Origin of the sequence: Thermosipho sp. 1244, assembly GCF_018588215.1 — a bacterium.
GTDB classification, from domain to species: Bacteria; Thermotogota; Thermotogae; order Thermotogales; family Fervidobacteriaceae; genus Thermosipho; species Thermosipho affectus.
This window is the reverse complement of the sequence record NZ_LNGA01000023.1, coordinates 16,303-33,481: the sequence shown is the minus strand read 5'-3', so window position 1 is coordinate 33,481 and position 17,179 is coordinate 16,303. Positions and strand designations below refer to the sequence as shown.

Here is a 17,179-nt window from a genome sequence, read left to right as displayed (position 1 = left end):
TTTTATTTAGATTCTTTCTCCTTTAATTTTTTTACTATAAATGAAGCGACATGTATTCCTTTTGTTCCCCGACCAAATCCTGCATCCATACCATTTTCAATTGCCAAATCATTGTTAATCTGTGTCCCACCTGCAATAATTATAACCTTATCCCTTATACCTTTTTCAATGGCTAATTCATGTATTTTTTTCATATTTTGTACATGCACATCATTGTGGGTTATAATCATAGAGGCAAGTATTGCCTTTGCTCCAGTCTCAATAGCTGCATCTATGAGCTTTTCGGGTGGAACACTTGTCCCAAGATACGTATATTTTATACCATACTTTTCAATTCCACCATGTTTAATATCCAATATTTCCCTTAATCCAACAGAATGCTCATCGTTTCCCACTGTACCGGCAACTACGTGTATAGGATTGTTCTTTACATATTCGAATATCTCTTCTTCAGGCAAAGTTTCAGGTTTTTTTGGAAGTTCCAATTTATCAATTTCAATTTCAAATGGCACCTTTGCTTTCACTTCAATATATGTTCCTTCAGATGGATGTAATATTGTCTTATGAATAATCGTTGGCTCCTCAAGCCCTAATTTTTCACACAACGCTATAGCAGCAGCTTCTGCAAGTTCTTTAGGCAGTGCAAATGTCATATCCATTTGGATCCAACCATCTGAAAACCATTCCACCTCAGGTTTAACAACCTTTCTTTTCCTCATATCCCTTATCTTCTCAAGTCTAACATTAACATTATCACTTTCATCTAATTCGTCTATAAATTGTATTTTATCTGGATTATGTAAAGTACATCCACCAATTAAATCACATGGCTTTTCTATATCTTTTGGTAAATTGTTGTAACCAAAATGCTCGCAAACTGGCGCCATGTAATCTGCATCTCTTGGTACTACTGTACCTGCAGCTATCTCTCCATCTTTCTTCCTTGCAATTCCATCTCCTATTCTCTCTGGATAATATCCATTATCAACAAACATCCCTGCTTCTAACGCTTCAAAATATCCTCCCATATCCAATATTTCTTCAAGCATTAAAATTGCACGCATTTTAAGTTCTCTGACCCTTTCCCTTATTTTCTTTTCGTCTATTTTCACATACTGCTTCATTCCATCTAATGCTACTAAGGTGTGCTTTGCCGTTTCTACTCCACGTATTGAATTTACATGCCACGGCACATTTCTACCTTCATCTGGAGTAATAGTTGATTGCAGATCAGCAGAGGTTAGTCTTGAAATCAATGTATTAAGCACATGTATCCTTGTCGCATCAAATAAATCGGATTCTATATATCTTGTATTCATTTGAGCTCTAAATTTAAATCCATCAAATAATTCCCTTAAAGCCACTGCATAAGGAAGGTTATACCTAAACTCGGGCATTGGTGCTACAACAGGCGGCACTGTAGAAAGTGCAATATATTCTTTTTTCATTCCTGCTTTTAAAGAATACATACAATTAATTCCATGCTGTACTAAAAGTTCAGGCATAACTGTCCATGCAAGCTTTGCAGAGGCATTGGCATTGTGTGCACCGTCAATTTGTAGCATGTTAACAGAAGCCATAATTTTCTTTGCAACGGCAGCATCTACAAATGAACGAATAGGGTTAATTCCCCTATACAAAACATTATATTGAGGATCCTGGTGCGCTCCATTTACCCCTTCTTCTGCAAACAAAACGGCAATTTCAGGTCCAGCAACCCCCGACACATAACTGTGAAAGTTTATAGGTCTTCCTACCTCTTCTTCTATCAAATCTAGGGCTTTTCTTGTAGCTCTAAGTTGTTTTCTTGTAATGGGAATACCACCTATACCTTCTGGTGTACCTTCAATAAGTCCATCGTAATGCGATTGTCCCAAAGTCCTTATAACCATAATATGGTCTGCTCCATGCCAAGCGGCCATTCTCATTCTTCTGATATCATCTTCAAACCTTCCAGAGGCAATTTCCGAAGTAATTACAACCTCCGGTTGTGGATCTATACTTCCAAAATAGTGTGCAGCGGGAAGAGGAATAGAATTTTTCAAGTCTTCGCTAACTTGGTAGTACTTGTAATCTCCTATTTTCGTACCTTCAGGAAGTCTTTTTCTCCACACCCACCCTTTTCTCTTTGGCCTATATTTATCCAAGTCTTTCAATATTTCATCTATATCTATAGGTTTTTTTGGATCAAGCATCATTATTCACCCCTTTAAATATCCTATCCACATCTTCCCAATACTTCCCCTCTATAAGTGCCCTTCCTGCATCTAAAATATCCATATTTTTCTCTTTAGCTATTCTCCAAACAATGTGACCTGCGCCCTTTCCCAACAAATTTCTCTGAAAAACTAAATCTACAATTTTTGAAGCTTCCAAACTATTAAATCCCATTCTAAGAAGTACTGATCTTTCCACAGAAGGAGAAGTATGTGTTTCTGCAAGCTCTATTAGAGGATCAACAACTTTTTCAACAAGATGCCAAAAGTACTGATTAAGTTCTTCTTCGGTCATCTTTTGTAAATGTTTACTTCTTTCTTTAAAATCATCTTTTCTAGGCTTCAACTTATTCACCTCCAAGTAAATCTTTAACAATTTGCCTTATTTTTTCTTCTGTAGTCTTTGTATCCTCAGCCATAAATTTGACTTCTTCATCGCTAAACTTTCTTTTGTTATACCTTTTCATCACTTCTTTTACATAACTTTTTCTTACATTATCCATGTTAAGCTCGATATACCCTATTTGTGAAGGATGCTCTGGAATAACTATTCTTTTCCCAGGCAAGTCCTCATTAATTGGATCTCCTCTTTTTATTTCCATTCCCATCTTTTTTGCAAAAGTAAGCTGAGCAGATGGAAGTTTTCCAGCACCCGTATATTCCGTTTCGTTAACCACAATTACTTTATCCTCATCCATTTCAAGTGCAAGTGCAAATGCTGCAGCAAGCGAAGTGTTACCAGCAGGTCCTCTTTGTATACCTTCAAGTTGTGCAAGCATTTCTGTTATATAAAAGACCTCTCCTTGGGAAACAAGTAAGTATTTATCCATATATCTTAAAGCACGTGCTGCATTTTTTGGTACATCTGATCTATCGGGGAAGGTAGCAAAAGGTAATCCAAAACCCGTATGACCTGTAGTAAAGTATTTTTTATTAAAATCGCTATCACTTGCCATGTGAAGTCCCTTCAAATTAACACTCGCTGCAACTACTTGTGTTTCTACAGCTCCTGCTTTTTTCAATCCTCTTGCAGTTCCAGTTAAAATTCCCCCACCCGCATGGGTAATCACCACAGCATCTGGATATTTTCCTACAAACTCCTTCGTTTGCTTGGCTATCTCATATCCCAAGGTTTCAACTCCTGCTATTGCATATGGTGTGTACAACGAAGCGTTAAAAAATCCCGTTTCTTCAAGTAAAACTAATGTATAATAAAAAAGTTCTGGACCTACTGTTAATTGGACTACTTCTGCTCCATATGCTTCACATGCCCTGGCTTTTTCTAAAATTTCTGGTTGTCCAATCCATTTACTGTCATAACATTCTTGTACAATTATACATTTTAAACCCCTTTTTGCCGCTTGTGATGCAACTGCCGCTCCATAATTTCCACTAGTTGCGGCAATTACTCCTTTATATCCATGTTTTTGTGCATGATATACACTCACAGACGCCCTTCTATCCTTGTAACTTCCAGAAGGATTTGTAGCTTCATCTTTTATAAAAATCCGTGCACCTTTACCCTTTGGAGCAATCTTTTTTATAAGCCTATTAATTTGTTTTAACTCTACTAATGGAGTGTTCCCAACCCCTGTTTCTTGTTGAATTTCCCTGACCTTTTCTAAACTATATCCTACCTCCCGCATCATTTTTTCATAGTCAAAAACAATATCTGATATTATAAATTTTTCGTAATCTATACCTACCGCTCTTTTCATAATCTCATTTTTTCTAGACATAACTGCATTGTACGATAAATCAGACATTATTATCACCTTCTAAAATCTTTCTAAGTTCCAATCCTACTGTGATAAGTTCTGGAACAGGTTCTCCAAAATCATGTTCATATTTTGGATTAATTGCAACTAGTTTCCCCTTTACAAGTCTTCCCGTTAATGTCTTTATCTCAACTTCCTGTCCAATTTCTGCAGTTTCATTAATCAAAAACCCTTTTATCCTCATCATTAAGGGAACCTTTTGGGTATCTTCTGGCAGTGGTGCGGTTCTTTCCTCTGGTTTTAAAAGTATCTGTTGAATTTGAACCCAATCACCTTTTTTTGCATGCATAAAAATCACCTCATTTTGTTGAAAGGATAGACCTTGGTACAGGTAAATCCGCCATAGTCTTTAACCCAGGTGTTGCATCAATTACTATAGGAATCATATTCGTTGCTATTGCTATTGTAGCCTTACCACCTGGTATTTCCGGCTTTATAGCAAGTTTTATATCTGGATCTCCGTATATTTCTATATAATCTCCTGTTTCCACCCCTTCAAGATGTGGATGTATCTGTTGAGGGTGTTGCATTTCAATAACTACCCTATCACCTATATAAGCCTTTGCAGAATGATTACAACCTGCCACCATACCAGGTTCCACCTTTACAACAGGAGTTTCTCTATGAACATTTGAAATTATCGGCTTTCTCTCTTCTTCGATCTTTGTTATATTCCATCCCAACGCCCTTGCTATCATCATAATACTCTGTGGAAATCCAATGTGTCCAACTATTTTTCCCGTCTTTAATCCTTCTTCAAATTCCTCTGGCGTAGTTCCAACACCTTGTGTTTCCATAACTGTTTTTCCAAAAGGAGAAAGATCATTTATTCTTCTTGCAATAATTTTATCTACCCTATTACAAACACCCGTTAAGGAAAGTATCAAAGTATCAAGTACAAAACCGGGATTTACTCCTGTACCTAAGATTGAAACCCCATATCTTTTTGCAAGACTATCCATGTATAACGATTCCTCTGGGTGTGAATCAAATGGAAAAGCCATCTCCTCTGCTATTGTAATAACATTACAGTGGTTTTTCACGGCATATTCTATTTGTGGAAGCACATCTTTGACAAAAGAAGATGTGGCAATAACAACTAAATCAGGATTTGTCCTTTCTATAATCTCCTTCTCTTTTGAAATCTCAACACCTAGCTTTTCCATATTCAAAACTTCTCCAACATCTTCTCCCGCATGGTTAAAATCTATTGCCCCTACCAAGTTCATAAAATCACTTTCAACTATGTTTTTTGCTACTCCACTTCCCATAGCACCTAATCCCCAACAAACTATCCTCATACTAGAACCTCCTTTTTTAAGACTTTCCATTCTAATGTTATCATGTGTTTTATTTTTTTTCTATCTTGTATAAATTCAATTAATTTTACGTAAAAATAATAAAGCGTAAAAAATAACATTATACACATTTTTATATAACAATACTCAAAAAAATAGGCCCCCGTACGGGGACCTTAATCAATTTTCTAAATTTCTAGGATAAATATCAAACTCATCGAGAATTTCATATACCTTTGAAAGTTTGTGATTTTCTTCCTTTCCAACTGCTTTTACAACAAAATGAATACTATCATCTTTCACATTACCTACAACATAATGTAAATAACCTGCTGCAGCAGCTTTAGAAAATGGTAAATATGACACATCACCGGAATATAATCCATATCCAAAAGGAGCTCCCCCTCCACCAGTTGTTACATACATTACACCATCTTTAAAAAAACGCTCATAATGGTGAATATGTCCGTTAAAGACCGCAGAAACTTTATACTTCACAAAAAGTTCATGCCATTTCTCTCTAAACTCTTGACCCCTTCCTTTTACATTTGAAAAGAAAGGATGGTGAAATAATACAATTACATAAGCTTTTTTCGTCTTTTTTAAATCTTTCTCTAACCATTGAGTTTGATAAAAACCCAAAGTAGTATTCTCTTGAACATCACTGTCAAGCACAATATAGTGCACATCCCCCATGTCAAAAGAATACCACTGTTTGAGAAAATCTCCTCCTCCCATTTTTGGTGGCATAAAAGCCTGATAATAGTATACGGCATTATGCTCGTGATTTCCTATTACAGGCATAATAGGGGTTGTTGAAAAAAGAGAATGTCCCGTATTAAAGAACAATCCCCACTCGAATAATTGAGGACCACTTTCCACAAGATCTCCTGTATGAAGCACAAAAAGGGCATTTTCTTTCGACATCTCATCGCAAATAATCTCATGCCAATCTGTATTTGTCCTAGTATCGCCATAAACTAAAAATTTGTATTTTTTGTCTCCTGCCATCTTAAAGGATATTTTCTCCTTCAAACGACCTACAACAATCTCACCTTCATAATTAGTTGATAAACTTAAATCATCTATCTTAACCATATGAAATGTATCATAAAGGTTGTCTTCTATTTTTCTACCATTTATAAACAACACTGCCGTGCTAGGTCTATTAACTTTGAATGCCACATACACACTATCCGTTGAAAGTCCTGTAAGATACGGTTGCCATAAAAATCTAATTTTTTTTATCAAATTAAGTTCTATTTTATCATTCGAAAAATCCTTTATTTTTAAATCCTCGTTTAGCAATTTAAAATTATCTCCAACACTGGAAAAATAAATTTCCCCTTTAAAATTACTGGTTGAAACATCTACTGGTTTATCCCCCTTTAACAATACCACAGTTACATTTCCAACAGGTTTATTTTCCGTATCCAAAATTACATATTTATCTTGATATTCTAATAATCCCATTTTTTCTCTTAAACTATGCACATCCTCATCAACAACAATATCAAATTCAAATTTTGAATAATTACCTACAAACACTGGTTTTCTGGACATAAACATCAAGGCACCTATTCTGTACATCGATAACGCATTTGAAAAAAACACTCCATATGCCACATGTCTACACTGAATAAAAGTATAATTCTTCTCCTTAAAAAATATAGGCTCTAAGTCACTTTCTTTGAAAAACACTTTTAATTCTTTTGCTTCTTTTGAAAAGACACTAACATGTAATCCATTTTGAGTTAACACGTACTCAACATGTACATCTTTTTTACCATTTGTTCCATATGCCACTATTTTTTCATTATTTACCACTTCTATTTTCTTAAAAGATACTTTAGATTTATCAAGTGTAAAATACATGTTGTATATTGCATCAACCATTGTTTCCTTTAATGCTAAATTTTCAAGAAGTCCATCATTTCCAATAGATGCCACCACATTTTCATTCGATAATACAAATTTTTCATTTTCTACAAATGGCGTCATTCCTCTAAAATTAACAAAGGAAAATACCACAACGGAAAATATTAATAGAAAAGTAATAATCTTCAATCTCATTGCTTAAATACCTCCCTCTTATTTATTAGAATATTATATCACTAAAAACAATGATATAATCTATTTGAGGTGATTTAAATTGGATAAATACATCAAAAGATTAATACAACTTGTTGAATTCGAAAGAAATGAAGAAGTAAAAATAATGGAATGGGAAATGAAAAATCTAACTGGACCACAAAGAGAAAAAAAAGGGCGTGCCGTTTTAGACCTCACCCCAAAAATAATTGGAGAAGAATTAGGTATGTACCTTATAAAATTTGGTAGAAAAAAAGTTATAGACACAGAAATATCCGTTGGAGATGAGGTAATAATAAGTAAAAATGATCCAACGAAAAGTGACATAAAGGGTATAGTCGTGGAAAAAGGCACAAGGTTTATAACTATATCAACAAATAATTTACTTCCAAAAAGCTTTAAAAAGGTAAGACTTGATTTATACGCAAGTGACATAACATACAAAAGACAAATCGAAAATTTGGAAAATTTAAACAAGAACGGAAAAAAAGTATTGACATACATACTAGAAACTAAAATACTTTCCGATAATGGCATAGAAAAATTCAAAGAAGTAGATAAAAAATTAAACAAATTTCAAAAACTTACAATTTCAAAAGCTTTAAGAAGCAAGTATTTTTTCTTAATCCATGGACCTTTTGGTACAGGAAAAACAAGAACCTTAGTTGAATATATCATACAAGAAGTAAAAAGAGGAAAAAAAGTATTGGTAACTGCGGATAGTAATCTGGCAGTGGATAATTTAATAGAAAGATTGGAAAATAAGGTTTCACATGTAAGACTGGGACACCCTTCAAGAATTTCCAAAAATTTAAAGAAATCATCTCTAATCTTTCAAATTCAAACACACGAAAGATATAAAAATATAGAAAAATTAAAATATGAATTTGAAAAGCTACTTGAAAAAAGAGAAACATTTCAAAAGCCCATACCAAAATGGAAAAGGGGACTAAATGATAATCAAATATTAAAACTTGCAAAAAACAACAAAACACAGCGGGGAATACCTCTAAAAGTAATTAAAGACATGGCGGAATGGATAAAGCTAAACAACAAAATAGAAGAAATCAAAGAAAAAATTTCAAAAGTAGAGGAGGAAATAGCAAATGAAATAATCGAAAACTCTCAAGTTGTTTTTTCCACAAACTCCTCTTCTTACATATTGGACAAATGCAATTTCGATGTGGTTGTAGTTGATGAAGCTACACAATCTACAATTCCAAGTATATTGATTCCCCTATCCAAAGGTGAAAAATTTATACTTGCTGGAGACCACAAACAACTTCCACCAACTATTCTCTCAAATAAGGCAAAAGAACTTTCTATAACACTTTTCGAGAAATTGATTGAAAAATATCCAAAAAGAAGTGAGGTACTAAAAATCCAATACAGAATGAACGAAAAATTAATGGAATTTCCAAACAGAGAGTTTTACAACAACATTTTAATTTCACATGTAAAAAATATAACACTAAAAGATCTTGCTTTTAGCGGAAAAGATATAATAACAAATCCTAGTAGCATTTTAATATTCATAGACACTTCAAATGTTGAACATTTTGAAAAACAAAAGAAAGATTCTTCCTCATACTTCAACGAATTTGAAGCACAAATTGTTAAACATATTGTAGAAAAATTTCTAAAAGAAGGGGCAGATAAAAATTGGATTGGTATTATTTCTCCTTACGATGACCAAGTAGAATTAATTAGAAGTTACAACTTAGATATCGATATCAACACAGTTGATGGTTTTCAAGGACGCGAAAAAGAAGTCATAATAATTTCTTTTGTGCGCTCAAACAAAAGAAAAGAAATAGGATTTTTAAGTGATCTTAGAAGATTAAACGTAGCACTTACAAGGGCAAAGAGAAAACTTATATTAATTGGAAATACAAGTACTCTTGAAATTAATCCAACGTATAAAAGGTTAATAGAATTTATTAAAGAAAATGATGGAGGGATAAAATGGTTGAAAGCATCATCTTTGATTTAGGTAGAGTATTAATAAACTGGGAACCTAAAAAATATATGGAAAAAGTGTTTGATATGCGAACAACAAAGTTTTTATTGGAAAATGTCTTTAATACGGAAGATTGGAACCTAATGGACAAAGGGATAATAGATGAAAACGCACTTTGGGAAAAGAAATTAAAAATGTTTCCAAAATACAAAAATGAGATATTACATATGAAAAATAAAGTATTTGAATTACTTACCCCAATAACTGAAAACGTAGAAATTCTTTATAAATTGAAAGAAAATTACAGACTTTACATACTTTCAAATTTCAGTCAAAACGCATTTAAATACATATACGAAAAATATGATTTTTTCAAACTTTTTGATGGACTTGTAATTTCAAGTCATGTAAAATCTATTAAACCAGAGGAAAAAATCTACCAAATACTAATCAAAACGTACAACCTAAACCCTTCAAAATGTTTGTATATAGATGATAAGCTGGAAAACATAAATACGGGAAAAAGATTAGGTTTTAAAGTTATCCATTTAAAAAAACCAAAACTATTAAAAAGTGAAATAAAAAAATATCTTTAAATGCCAGGCCAGCCAAAGTCAAAAGATATACCTTGATCTATTATTTTTCCATCTTTTTTCAACTCAAAAATTACATTAATATATTTATCTACGTACACATACGTTGTAGTGGTGGAAACAAGCGTATAAACAACCTCTCTAGTTGAATTTAAATTATACTTAAAATTAGTATTAAAAACAAGACTTGTGTTTTTGTAAGGATCAGATTCTTTTTGAATATAATCCCAAAATGCCGCATTCTCCGTCAAAAACTTTTTCCAAATATTTGCCCCAGAAACATACATTATCTTTGTGTACGTATTATCAATACTTTCAAGTACTTTTTCTTGTACATGTATTGCATCTCTCGATAAGTAAGATAACAAAAGTGCTGAAACTGCTGAAAAAAATATCAAAATTATACCTACCGAAATATTTAGAAATCCCTTTTTCATATTTTCCCCTCACAAATTTGGAATAAGTAAAATCACTCTTGTTTTTGTAATTTCAAAATTTTTGCTGCCAAATTTCCACGGAGAAGACCACGTCACTAAAAACTTTAATGCGTATATAGAACTCAAATCAAAACTTTGGTTTTTTATCTCGGAAAGTCTTTTCTCTCCGTTAGGGTAATACAAGGCATACACTTCAAAACTCTTTACATTTTCCAGTATATCCTGTCTGTAAACTTTTTTTGTTAAATCAAGTATAGGGAAAAATTTTTCTATATAGATTTTTCCAGTGTTTTTTTCAAACACAACTTTAATTTGCCTAAAAAGATTCTTTGAAAATTCTACAGAAGTAAGTGTATTTCTAGACAACGGATAGATATACTTATCCTCGTCACCTAGCACAACCTTTTCCGTTTGATCAGCAAGATTTATCTCTTCAATTTTAAACGTATCCTCAGGACCCACAATTCCAGGAAATTCATCTGGTCCCGATATTTTTTCAACATCTAGCTTTACAAATCTTGTAAAATAACCTTCTGTAGAGGGCGATAATTTATTTTTTATTATCGCCCATCTAAAATCTCCAACATACCCCTTAAACAACGGAGAATACGTACCGTCTGCATTTCTTACGAAAAAATTCTTGTATGTTACAACATAAGTTACGTAAAATTCCAGTTTATTTGTATCTTCTTTTACATCTATAGAGTTTGCAAGCCATATGCGATCCGTTATTTCCGAATATTTTTCTCCTTTTTGAATATAACTAGAAACATTCCCTAAAACATAACTAGGTTTATACAAATTTTTTAAAAGTTCTCCACCACTTCCCGCATATTTTAGTTCATTTTCCAAAATATCGTACAAAAGTGAGACATAACTTTCTGCGTATAAATTCTGCATATTTACTTTTGAAATCTTGTACGATTCCATTATGTTAAAAACTACCGAAAATACTATTTGAAAAGTTAATGTGAGTATAATTAGCGACACAAGTAATTCAACAAAGGTAAAACCTTTTCTCATATTATCACTCCGCCATTTTTGGTAAAGAATTCTCAATTATTATCTTCTTTGATTTTTCCAATTTTATCTCAATTTCCAAATTTGAATAATCTGTATTTAAATATCCACCTATATTTTTCAAAAAAAATCCATCGTATGTGTAAATCAAGAAATTATTCACTTTGTTACCATTTAGATAAACTTCCATAGAATCTTCAAGAGAAAATTCAGATTTTTTACCATCATCTGATATTCCATCCAAATCTTCATCAACAAAGCTTGAAAATTTTCCATTTTCAAACTTTATACAATGAATTCTATTCTTAATAACAGCACCTCTTCTTGCATCTACAAGCAAATAAAATAAATTTTGCGTAATACCAGAAAGCTTAGAATTTATCGTCGTATTTTTGTATACAACCTCAAATCCCACATATCCAATTCCCATCAAAACTGAAATGATGGTAATAACAATCAAAACTTCTATTAAACTAAATCCTTTTCTCACCATTGTTGAGGCACCACCTGTGCTTCAATATACTTTCCATCTTTTTCTACACGTATAGTAACAACAGTTATTATAGGATAAATAATTTCACTATAATTTGAATAAACGTTGAAATTGCTTTCTAAATGCTTCTTTAAAATCGTTATTTTATATACTTCTCCATTATACTCTTCGGTGAATGTACCAGCTACTATATTCGAAACACTAAAGTAAGTATACTCTTCGCATTTGTTCAATAAAATTTCAGACATTTTCATAAGCTCTGAATTTTCCTTTGTTTTCTTTAAAAGGTTCCACGAAGGTAAAAATGCTATTCCAAAGGCAAAAGTTATAATGATTAACGTTACAAGTGCTTCAACTAGCAAAGAGCCTTTTTTCATACTATTTATCCCCTTTTATCCAATTAAATCCCTTAATTATAACCTGTGATGGTTGCGTTTCAATTTCGTATTTCAAATAAGTAATATGAGGTGCGGAAAATGGTCCAGCAGGTCTTGTGATTATTATTATCTGTGGATCAGGTACAGGTTTGTCAAATTCTATCTCTGTTGTAAAACTTCCAACTATTTTACCGCTTGCCCCTGGCATTAAGGGATAACTCTCTGGATCGATAAGCTGTGGGTCTTTTATTCCACTTTTTACATATCTAATTTCAAATGTACCATCTCCAAGTGACAAATCGAACTTAATAGTTACTTTTATCCTCTTTACAAAGTTATTTGGTAAATCTTTTGGTAAAATTCCAACAAGATTTGGTAGATAATCACTTATTATATAACCCGCCTCATCTGTTTCATACTCTTTTTGCGTCTGTGTGATTATCTTGTAAAAATTACCGGAATGATTACCATCTGCCGCCACAAAATCTGGTACACCATCATTATCCAAATCCGCAACTGTACCCGCATCAAAATCATACGGTGGATTATCCTCCCAACTATAACTACCGTGTACCAATTCCAAACTCACAAATTCCGGTTTATTATCTGAAGTAATGTTAAACCCTTTAAACAAGTACACACTTCCCCCAAAATCTTTATTTTGTCTCCACGCATCTGTTCCTACAAAGATATCTTTGTATCCATCTCTATCCACATCAGTTATCTTAATTATTGTAGGTCCAAAACTTGGTAAATCTTTCGGTGATTTTGAATTTGAATACCTTGAATCAACTTTTACGTGTTCTCCCAATTTTCCATCTCTTGTTATCACAAACTTATTTTCCACATCAAACTCTAATTGATTATTCACAATTTTTCCAAAATACACGTATATATCTTTTTTATCGGTATGTCCCGCTATTAAATCTATTATTCCATCGTTGTTCAAATCTCCTATATCTAAAACGGCACCACCACCATTTGAAGACAAATCTTTATCACGAAAAAGTTTAATAATATTATTTTTGTTAAAAAACCTCTCTCTACCTTTAGAATTATCATTTATCCATACCCAAAATCTCCCCTTATAATCCACGTAAAATATGTCCTTGTACCCATCTCCGTTGTAATCATAACTCGCCATAGCAGAAACCGTCCACTCTGTTACAAAATTCTTATCTTTTGAAATTTTCTTGTAAGTAGATTCATCTTTATTTAAAACATCGTCCACATATTGTGCATATTGCCAACTGTTAAAGGAAAATAAATCTAACTTTCCATCATTATCAAAATCATCTACAATCATCGTTCCATCACCATTTTTTACCAAAAGTCTAAAATATCTTTCATTTTCAAAACTTAATTCACCAGTCTCCTTCATCTTATTTTTCTTAATAACTACAAATCCATCGTACGTTAATGAAATTATATCCGCATATCCATCGTTATTAAAATCAACGGAAAATGTCTGTGAAACCTGAGTAAATGGGCCATAGCCAGGCACAGCAGAAATATCATTTATCTTGTAAACATTTACCGCCACTATTTTATCTTCAACAACCCTTGTAGATATATTTTTTACATAAATTGCACCCCAAGCTTTTTCAGGATATTGCTGGCTCCAGTTAGAAATAGGAAAAGTTGCCGTATATGTTTCTGCAAAAGAAAGAAATGATATTAATAACATAATTAAAACAAACTTTTTCATATTTTTACCTCCTATAAAATATCTTTTGCAAAAGTAATCATGTGTGGTTTTATTCCAAATCCTATAAATAATCCCCATTTTCCTTCAGAAAATTTTAAACCTCCTTGCAAATACAACATATTGTTATCTGGCATTCCCAAATAAATATAACCTAGAAAACTTGGAATATCATTCTTTCCAATTGCCCCAACACCAATACCAGATTGTTTGTAAAAAGGAAAAATATTTGAAATTAAAATCACACTATACCTTATGTTATTTAAATCGTAATTCACATCTATATAACTATACGTTTTTTGGTTAAAAATATCCAAAAAGTATCCACCTATCAAAAGATAAGAAATATTTTTCATTGCACTTAAGGTAAAATAACCTCCATAATTCTTATCGACAGCATTTATCCCTATATTAGGAGTTAAATTTACAAATATCCCATTAATATCATAATATGCCTCTACTGAAGTTTGTATATAAAAAGTTCTATCATATGAAACTTTTCTTACAAATGGAATCCAGTTAAAAGACGAATACCCAAGGACATTTGGTTCTTTTTCCTTCACAACTCCAAAACTAGCAAAATTCACCCTATCATTTTCAAAACTATATGCAAAACCCATACCATACTCCTTAAATATCCATTCATATCTTTGTAGTTCCAAAGTATATTTCAAATCCGTATAAAATGGCACAAAAATCAAATCGGAATCTACCGATGGTTTAAAATCAAAAATGGCACCAACTCCCCAACCTTCCAACGTATCATTGGGAACAAAATAAGTTGTAAACGCAAAAGGTGCAAAAACTGATGGTGTAATACTATAGAGTTTATCCTCACAAAAACTCGATTTTTTGTACTTTGCTTTAAACATATTTTCTTTCCTTGCCTTTTTAAATACCACATCTCTTCTTAAAATTTCTTTTTCTTCTTTGTAAACATTCATTCCCCCTTGGGAATAACCTATGTAAATTATTCCATCACCTTCTACTAAAGCATCAAATGCAAATAAACCCTCCGTTATCTTTTTTTTCTCATCTATATCGACTAAATCCATATAACCTTTTTGTTTCATAATCACATAGATTTTTTCTCCTTGTTTTTTTAAAAATGCCCCTTTTAGACAATAATCATCTAGCAACTTATCATCTTTCCAAAGTTTATTTCCCACAAGATAATAAAGATTTTTCCCGTTATATACTAAGTTCCTTACAAATCCTTTTACCTCAAAAACTTTTTCTAAACCAAAAATTTTTGATGAATCGTATTTATCATCGTAGACAGCGTATATTATATTTCCATTTTCCACATCAAAAGCGGAAATAAATCCTTCAAATAACTTTTTATTATCTGTCACATTCCAAATTTCCATCTTATCACTATTTACAAGCGCGTATATTTTCCCATTGTCCACCCTAAAATCCACTGCAGATACGTTATATTCCTCTACCTTTTTTTTGCCTGCAAGAACTATTATTTTATTCAAAGGATAACCTAGATATCCAGAGACACTTCCAAAACTACTTTTCAAAATATAAAGTTTATCTTTTTCCCTTTCCACCTTGTAAATTCTTTCATTTTCACCAATATAAATTTGTTTACTTCCTTTTCTTAAAACATAATTTGACAACCAATTTGAAACTTCCTCATCATATGTACTACCAAAATGCTTTTTAAACAAATCTTCCAAAAGGGTTGGTACCCTGAAAAGAAAAACATATGGAATGGAAAACTCAAGCATTAATTCAGGATAAGTGTACGATCTTTTCAGTGCATCTTTTAAATACGCATTAACCTTATCCATGCCGTATTTTTCCTTTAAATATTCAAAAAAACCACCATTTGCGTTGTAAAATACCTGACCAACTCTAAAATCGTTGGGTATCTTATCTTCTGGTAATTCACCATTAAAAGTATCAAAAAGCGCTTCTGACACCAAAGGATTTCTCAATCTACCAGAATTTTCTGAAAATTGAGACTCAGAAAAAACAGTAGGAGCTTCAACCGAAAAGACCCCCAAATCTGGATAATACGGTATTGACAACTGGGAAAGAAATTTTAAATAACCCTCATCAGGTTTTAAAGTAACTATATGCGTGAACTCGTGAATCAAAAGATACCTATACCAATCATCAAATGGCAAATAATTGTATAGATATCCCGTTGGATGCCAAGTATAAATAACAATTGTATTTTTCTGGACAGGATTAGCATACCCATTTGTGATTGTAGTCTTTGTTTTAATAAATATATTTACCCTGCCTGGATCATTTTTAAATAAATTTATCACATATTTTCTAATATTTTCAAATTCCATACCAACTCTTTTGGCAAGTTCGTCATATCCTGCAGGATAATAAATTGTTGCATGTTCAAAATACAAACTTTGAGAAAAAAACTGTAAAGAAATTATCAAAAAAACAAACACAAACTTTTTCATTCCGATTCCCCTTTCATATTTTTCCAACTGGTGCAAGATAAATTACAAACTCGTTTTTTCCATCTACACCCACCAATTTATCCATTTTATCTTGGTCATACGCAGCAACTGCACAGGTTCCACAATCTATAGCAGTTGCGGCAAGGTAAAGATTTTGACAGACATGCCCTGCATCAATGGCAATAGTTTTATACGATTCTTCTTTATACTTCCACTCTGTTCTATATGGTACTGCCACCCAAACAAATACCACAGCACTTTCTCCAACAAATCTTTGTCCCAAAGTAGCTTCAATAACATCAGTCTCAAAGCTACCTTTTTTTATCTCACACAAACCATGATTTAAACCAGAATATCTGTAAATCCCTTTTTCAACTTTATCGATGTTAAAAACAATAAGATAGGTGTCAAATGGATGTGTAGAACCCGCCGATGGGACTGTTCTAAAAATTACCTTCTTTTTCTCTATATACTTTCTTACTCCCTGAGTTGCCCAAAGTAAAAAAGAAAGTTCCTCTAAGGTTAACGGTTCTTTAGAATATTTTCTTATACTTAGCCTTTCTTTGACTACCTGATAGAAAGGTTTTTCCCCCATATTAAAGCTTGGAAGTGCTATCAGATTTCCACAATCTTTTTCCACATCTGGCTTTTCAATTCCTTTCTCTCTATCCGTATCTTTAATCGCCATCCAATTTGACTTTAAAAATTCCCTATTCTTCATATTTTCAATTTTCCTCCAATCATTTTAGTCTTTATTATATTATATCAAATAA

Annotated in this window: 15 protein-coding genes; 2 read left to right on the top strand and 13 right to left on the bottom strand. The window is 32.5% G+C overall.

Annotation, left to right across the window (positions count from 1 at the left end; genetic code table 11):
• Nucleotides 1-2 precede the first annotated feature (2 nt).
• From oraE to AS157_RS05140, 6 genes are all read right to left on the bottom strand, one after another.
• The gene (gene oraE, locus AS157_RS05165) at nt 3-2,195 is read right to left on the bottom strand and encodes a D-ornithine 4,5-aminomutase subunit OraE (RefSeq protein WP_077289416.1); all 2,193 of its coding nucleotides are present in this window, start codon (nt 2,193-2,195) and stop codon (nt 3-5) included.
• The gene (locus AS157_RS05160) at nt 2,188-2,571 is read right to left on the bottom strand and encodes an ornithine aminomutase subunit alpha (protein WP_231450338.1); all 384 of its coding nucleotides are present in this window, start codon (nt 2,569-2,571) and stop codon (nt 2,188-2,190) included. The genes oraE and AS157_RS05160 overlap by 8 nt, the downstream gene beginning before the upstream one ends.
• Nucleotides 2,564-3,982 (bottom strand): 2-amino-4-oxopentanoate thiolase subunit OrtB, encoded by a 1,419-nt coding sequence (gene ortB / locus AS157_RS05155; RefSeq protein WP_077289415.1) that lies wholly within the window; start codon nt 3,980-3,982, stop codon nt 2,564-2,566. The genes AS157_RS05160 and ortB overlap by 8 nt, the downstream gene beginning before the upstream one ends.
• Nucleotides 3,975-4,283, bottom strand: coding sequence for a 2-amino-4-oxopentanoate thiolase subunit OrtA (gene ortA, locus AS157_RS05150; RefSeq protein ID WP_075665963.1), 309 nt, complete (start codon nt 4,281-4,283; stop codon nt 3,975-3,977). Before ortA ends, ortB begins: the two co-directional genes overlap by 8 nt.
• A 10-nt stretch (nt 4,284-4,293) precedes the next feature.
• Nucleotides 4,294-5,295: a 2,4-diaminopentanoate dehydrogenase gene (gene ord / locus AS157_RS05145; protein WP_077289414.1), complete on the bottom strand. Its 1,002-nt coding sequence runs from the start codon at nt 5,293-5,295 to the stop codon at nt 4,294-4,296.
• A gap of 177 nt (nt 5,296-5,472) precedes the next feature.
• Nucleotides 5,473-7,365, bottom strand: coding sequence for a metallophosphoesterase family protein (locus tag AS157_RS05140; protein WP_077289413.1), 1,893 nt, complete (start codon nt 7,363-7,365; stop codon nt 5,473-5,475).
• Nucleotides 7,366-7,444: 79 nt separating this feature from the next.
• Here AS157_RS05140 and AS157_RS05135 point away from each other — a divergent pair, with 79 nt between their 5' ends.
• Both AS157_RS05135 and AS157_RS05130 read left to right on the top strand, forming a co-directional pair.
• Nucleotides 7,445-9,376: an IGHMBP2 family helicase gene (locus tag AS157_RS05135; RefSeq protein WP_077289412.1), complete on the top strand. Its 1,932-nt coding sequence runs from the start codon at nt 7,445-7,447 to the stop codon at nt 9,374-9,376.
• Nucleotides 9,349-9,939 (top strand): HAD family hydrolase, encoded by a 591-nt coding sequence (locus tag AS157_RS05130; RefSeq protein WP_077289411.1) that lies wholly within the window; start codon nt 9,349-9,351, stop codon nt 9,937-9,939. The genes AS157_RS05135 and AS157_RS05130 overlap by 28 nt, the downstream gene beginning before the upstream one ends.
• On the opposite strand, the gene AS157_RS05125 is transcribed toward AS157_RS05130, so the two are convergent.
• From AS157_RS05125 to AS157_RS05095, 7 genes are read right to left on the bottom strand one after another with little or no spacing between them, the layout of a single operon-like run.
• Nucleotides 9,936-10,373: a hypothetical protein gene (locus AS157_RS05125; RefSeq protein ID WP_077289410.1), complete on the bottom strand. Its 438-nt coding sequence runs from the start codon at nt 10,371-10,373 to the stop codon at nt 9,936-9,938. The genes AS157_RS05130 and AS157_RS05125 overlap by 4 nt on opposite strands.
• A 9-nt stretch (nt 10,374-10,382) precedes the next feature.
• Nucleotides 10,383-11,396: a type II secretion system protein gene (locus tag AS157_RS05120; RefSeq protein WP_077289409.1), complete on the bottom strand. Its 1,014-nt coding sequence runs from the start codon at nt 11,394-11,396 to the stop codon at nt 10,383-10,385.
• A gap of 4 nt (nt 11,397-11,400) precedes the next feature.
• Entirely contained in the window at nt 11,401-11,886 is a 486-nt protein-coding gene (locus tag AS157_RS05115; protein ID WP_077289408.1) for a prepilin-type N-terminal cleavage/methylation domain-containing protein, read from the bottom strand.
• On the bottom strand, nt 11,880-12,263 hold the full coding sequence (locus AS157_RS05110; RefSeq protein WP_077289407.1) for a hypothetical protein: 384 nt from the start codon (nt 12,261-12,263) through the stop codon (nt 11,880-11,882). Before AS157_RS05110 ends, AS157_RS05115 begins: the two co-directional genes overlap by 7 nt.
• Before the next feature lies 1 nt (nt 12,264).
• Nucleotides 12,265-13,971, bottom strand: a complete 1,707-nt coding sequence (locus AS157_RS05105; RefSeq protein WP_077289504.1) for an FG-GAP repeat domain-containing protein — start codon at nt 13,969-13,971, stop codon at nt 12,265-12,267.
• Between the two features lie 11 nt (nt 13,972-13,982).
• Nucleotides 13,983-16,406 carry a hypothetical protein gene (locus tag AS157_RS05100; protein ID WP_077289503.1) on the bottom strand — a complete coding sequence of 808 codons (2,424 nt, stop codon included), beginning with the start codon at nt 16,404-16,406 and terminating at the stop codon, nt 13,983-13,985.
• Nucleotides 16,407-16,419: 13 nt separating this feature from the next.
• Nucleotides 16,420-17,127, bottom strand: coding sequence for a SagB/ThcOx family dehydrogenase (locus AS157_RS05095; protein ID WP_077289406.1), 708 nt, complete (start codon nt 17,125-17,127; stop codon nt 16,420-16,422).
• Nucleotides 17,128-17,179 lie beyond the last annotated feature (52 nt).

What these genes read in the sequence shown, in the direction of transcription:
- AS157_RS05110 (WP_077289407.1), bottom strand. Translation starts at nt 12,263, where the DNA reads ATGAAAAAAGGCTCTTTGCTAGTTGAAGCACTTGTAACGTTAATCATT.
- AS157_RS05105 (WP_077289504.1), bottom strand. Translation starts at nt 13,971, where the DNA reads ATGAAAAAGTTTGTTTTAATTATGTTATTAATATCATTTCTTTCTTTT.
- ord (WP_077289414.1), bottom strand. Translation starts at nt 5,295, where the DNA reads ATGAGGATAGTTTGTTGGGGATTAGGTGCTATGGGAAGTGGAGTAGCA.
- ortA (WP_075665963.1), bottom strand. Translation starts at nt 4,283, where the DNA reads ATGCATGCAAAAAAAGGTGATTGGGTTCAAATTCAACAGATACTTTTA.
- AS157_RS05140 (WP_077289413.1), bottom strand. Translation starts at nt 7,365, where the DNA reads ATGAGATTGAAGATTATTACTTTTCTATTAATATTTTCCGTTGTGGTA.
- AS157_RS05120 (WP_077289409.1), bottom strand. Translation starts at nt 11,396, where the DNA reads ATGAGAAAAGGTTTTACCTTTGTTGAATTACTTGTGTCGCTAATTATA.
- AS157_RS05125 (WP_077289410.1), bottom strand. Translation starts at nt 10,373, where the DNA reads ATGAAAAAGGGATTTCTAAATATTTCGGTAGGTATAATTTTGATATTT.
- AS157_RS05130 (WP_077289411.1), top strand. Translation starts at nt 9,349, where the DNA reads ATGGTTGAAAGCATCATCTTTGATTTAGGTAGAGTATTAATAAACTGG.
- ortB (WP_077289415.1), bottom strand. Translation starts at nt 3,982, where the DNA reads ATGTCTGATTTATCGTACAATGCAGTTATGTCTAGAAAAAATGAGATT.
- AS157_RS05095 (WP_077289406.1), bottom strand. Translation starts at nt 17,127, where the DNA reads ATGAAGAATAGGGAATTTTTAAAGTCAAATTGGATGGCGATTAAAGAT.
- oraE (WP_077289416.1), bottom strand. Translation starts at nt 2,195, where the DNA reads ATGCTTGATCCAAAAAAACCTATAGATATAGATGAAATATTGAAAGAC.
- AS157_RS05100 (WP_077289503.1), bottom strand. Translation starts at nt 16,406, where the DNA reads ATGAAAAAGTTTGTGTTTGTTTTTTTGATAATTTCTTTACAGTTTTTT.
- AS157_RS05115 (WP_077289408.1), bottom strand. Translation starts at nt 11,886, where the DNA reads ATGGTGAGAAAAGGATTTAGTTTAATAGAAGTTTTGATTGTTATTACC.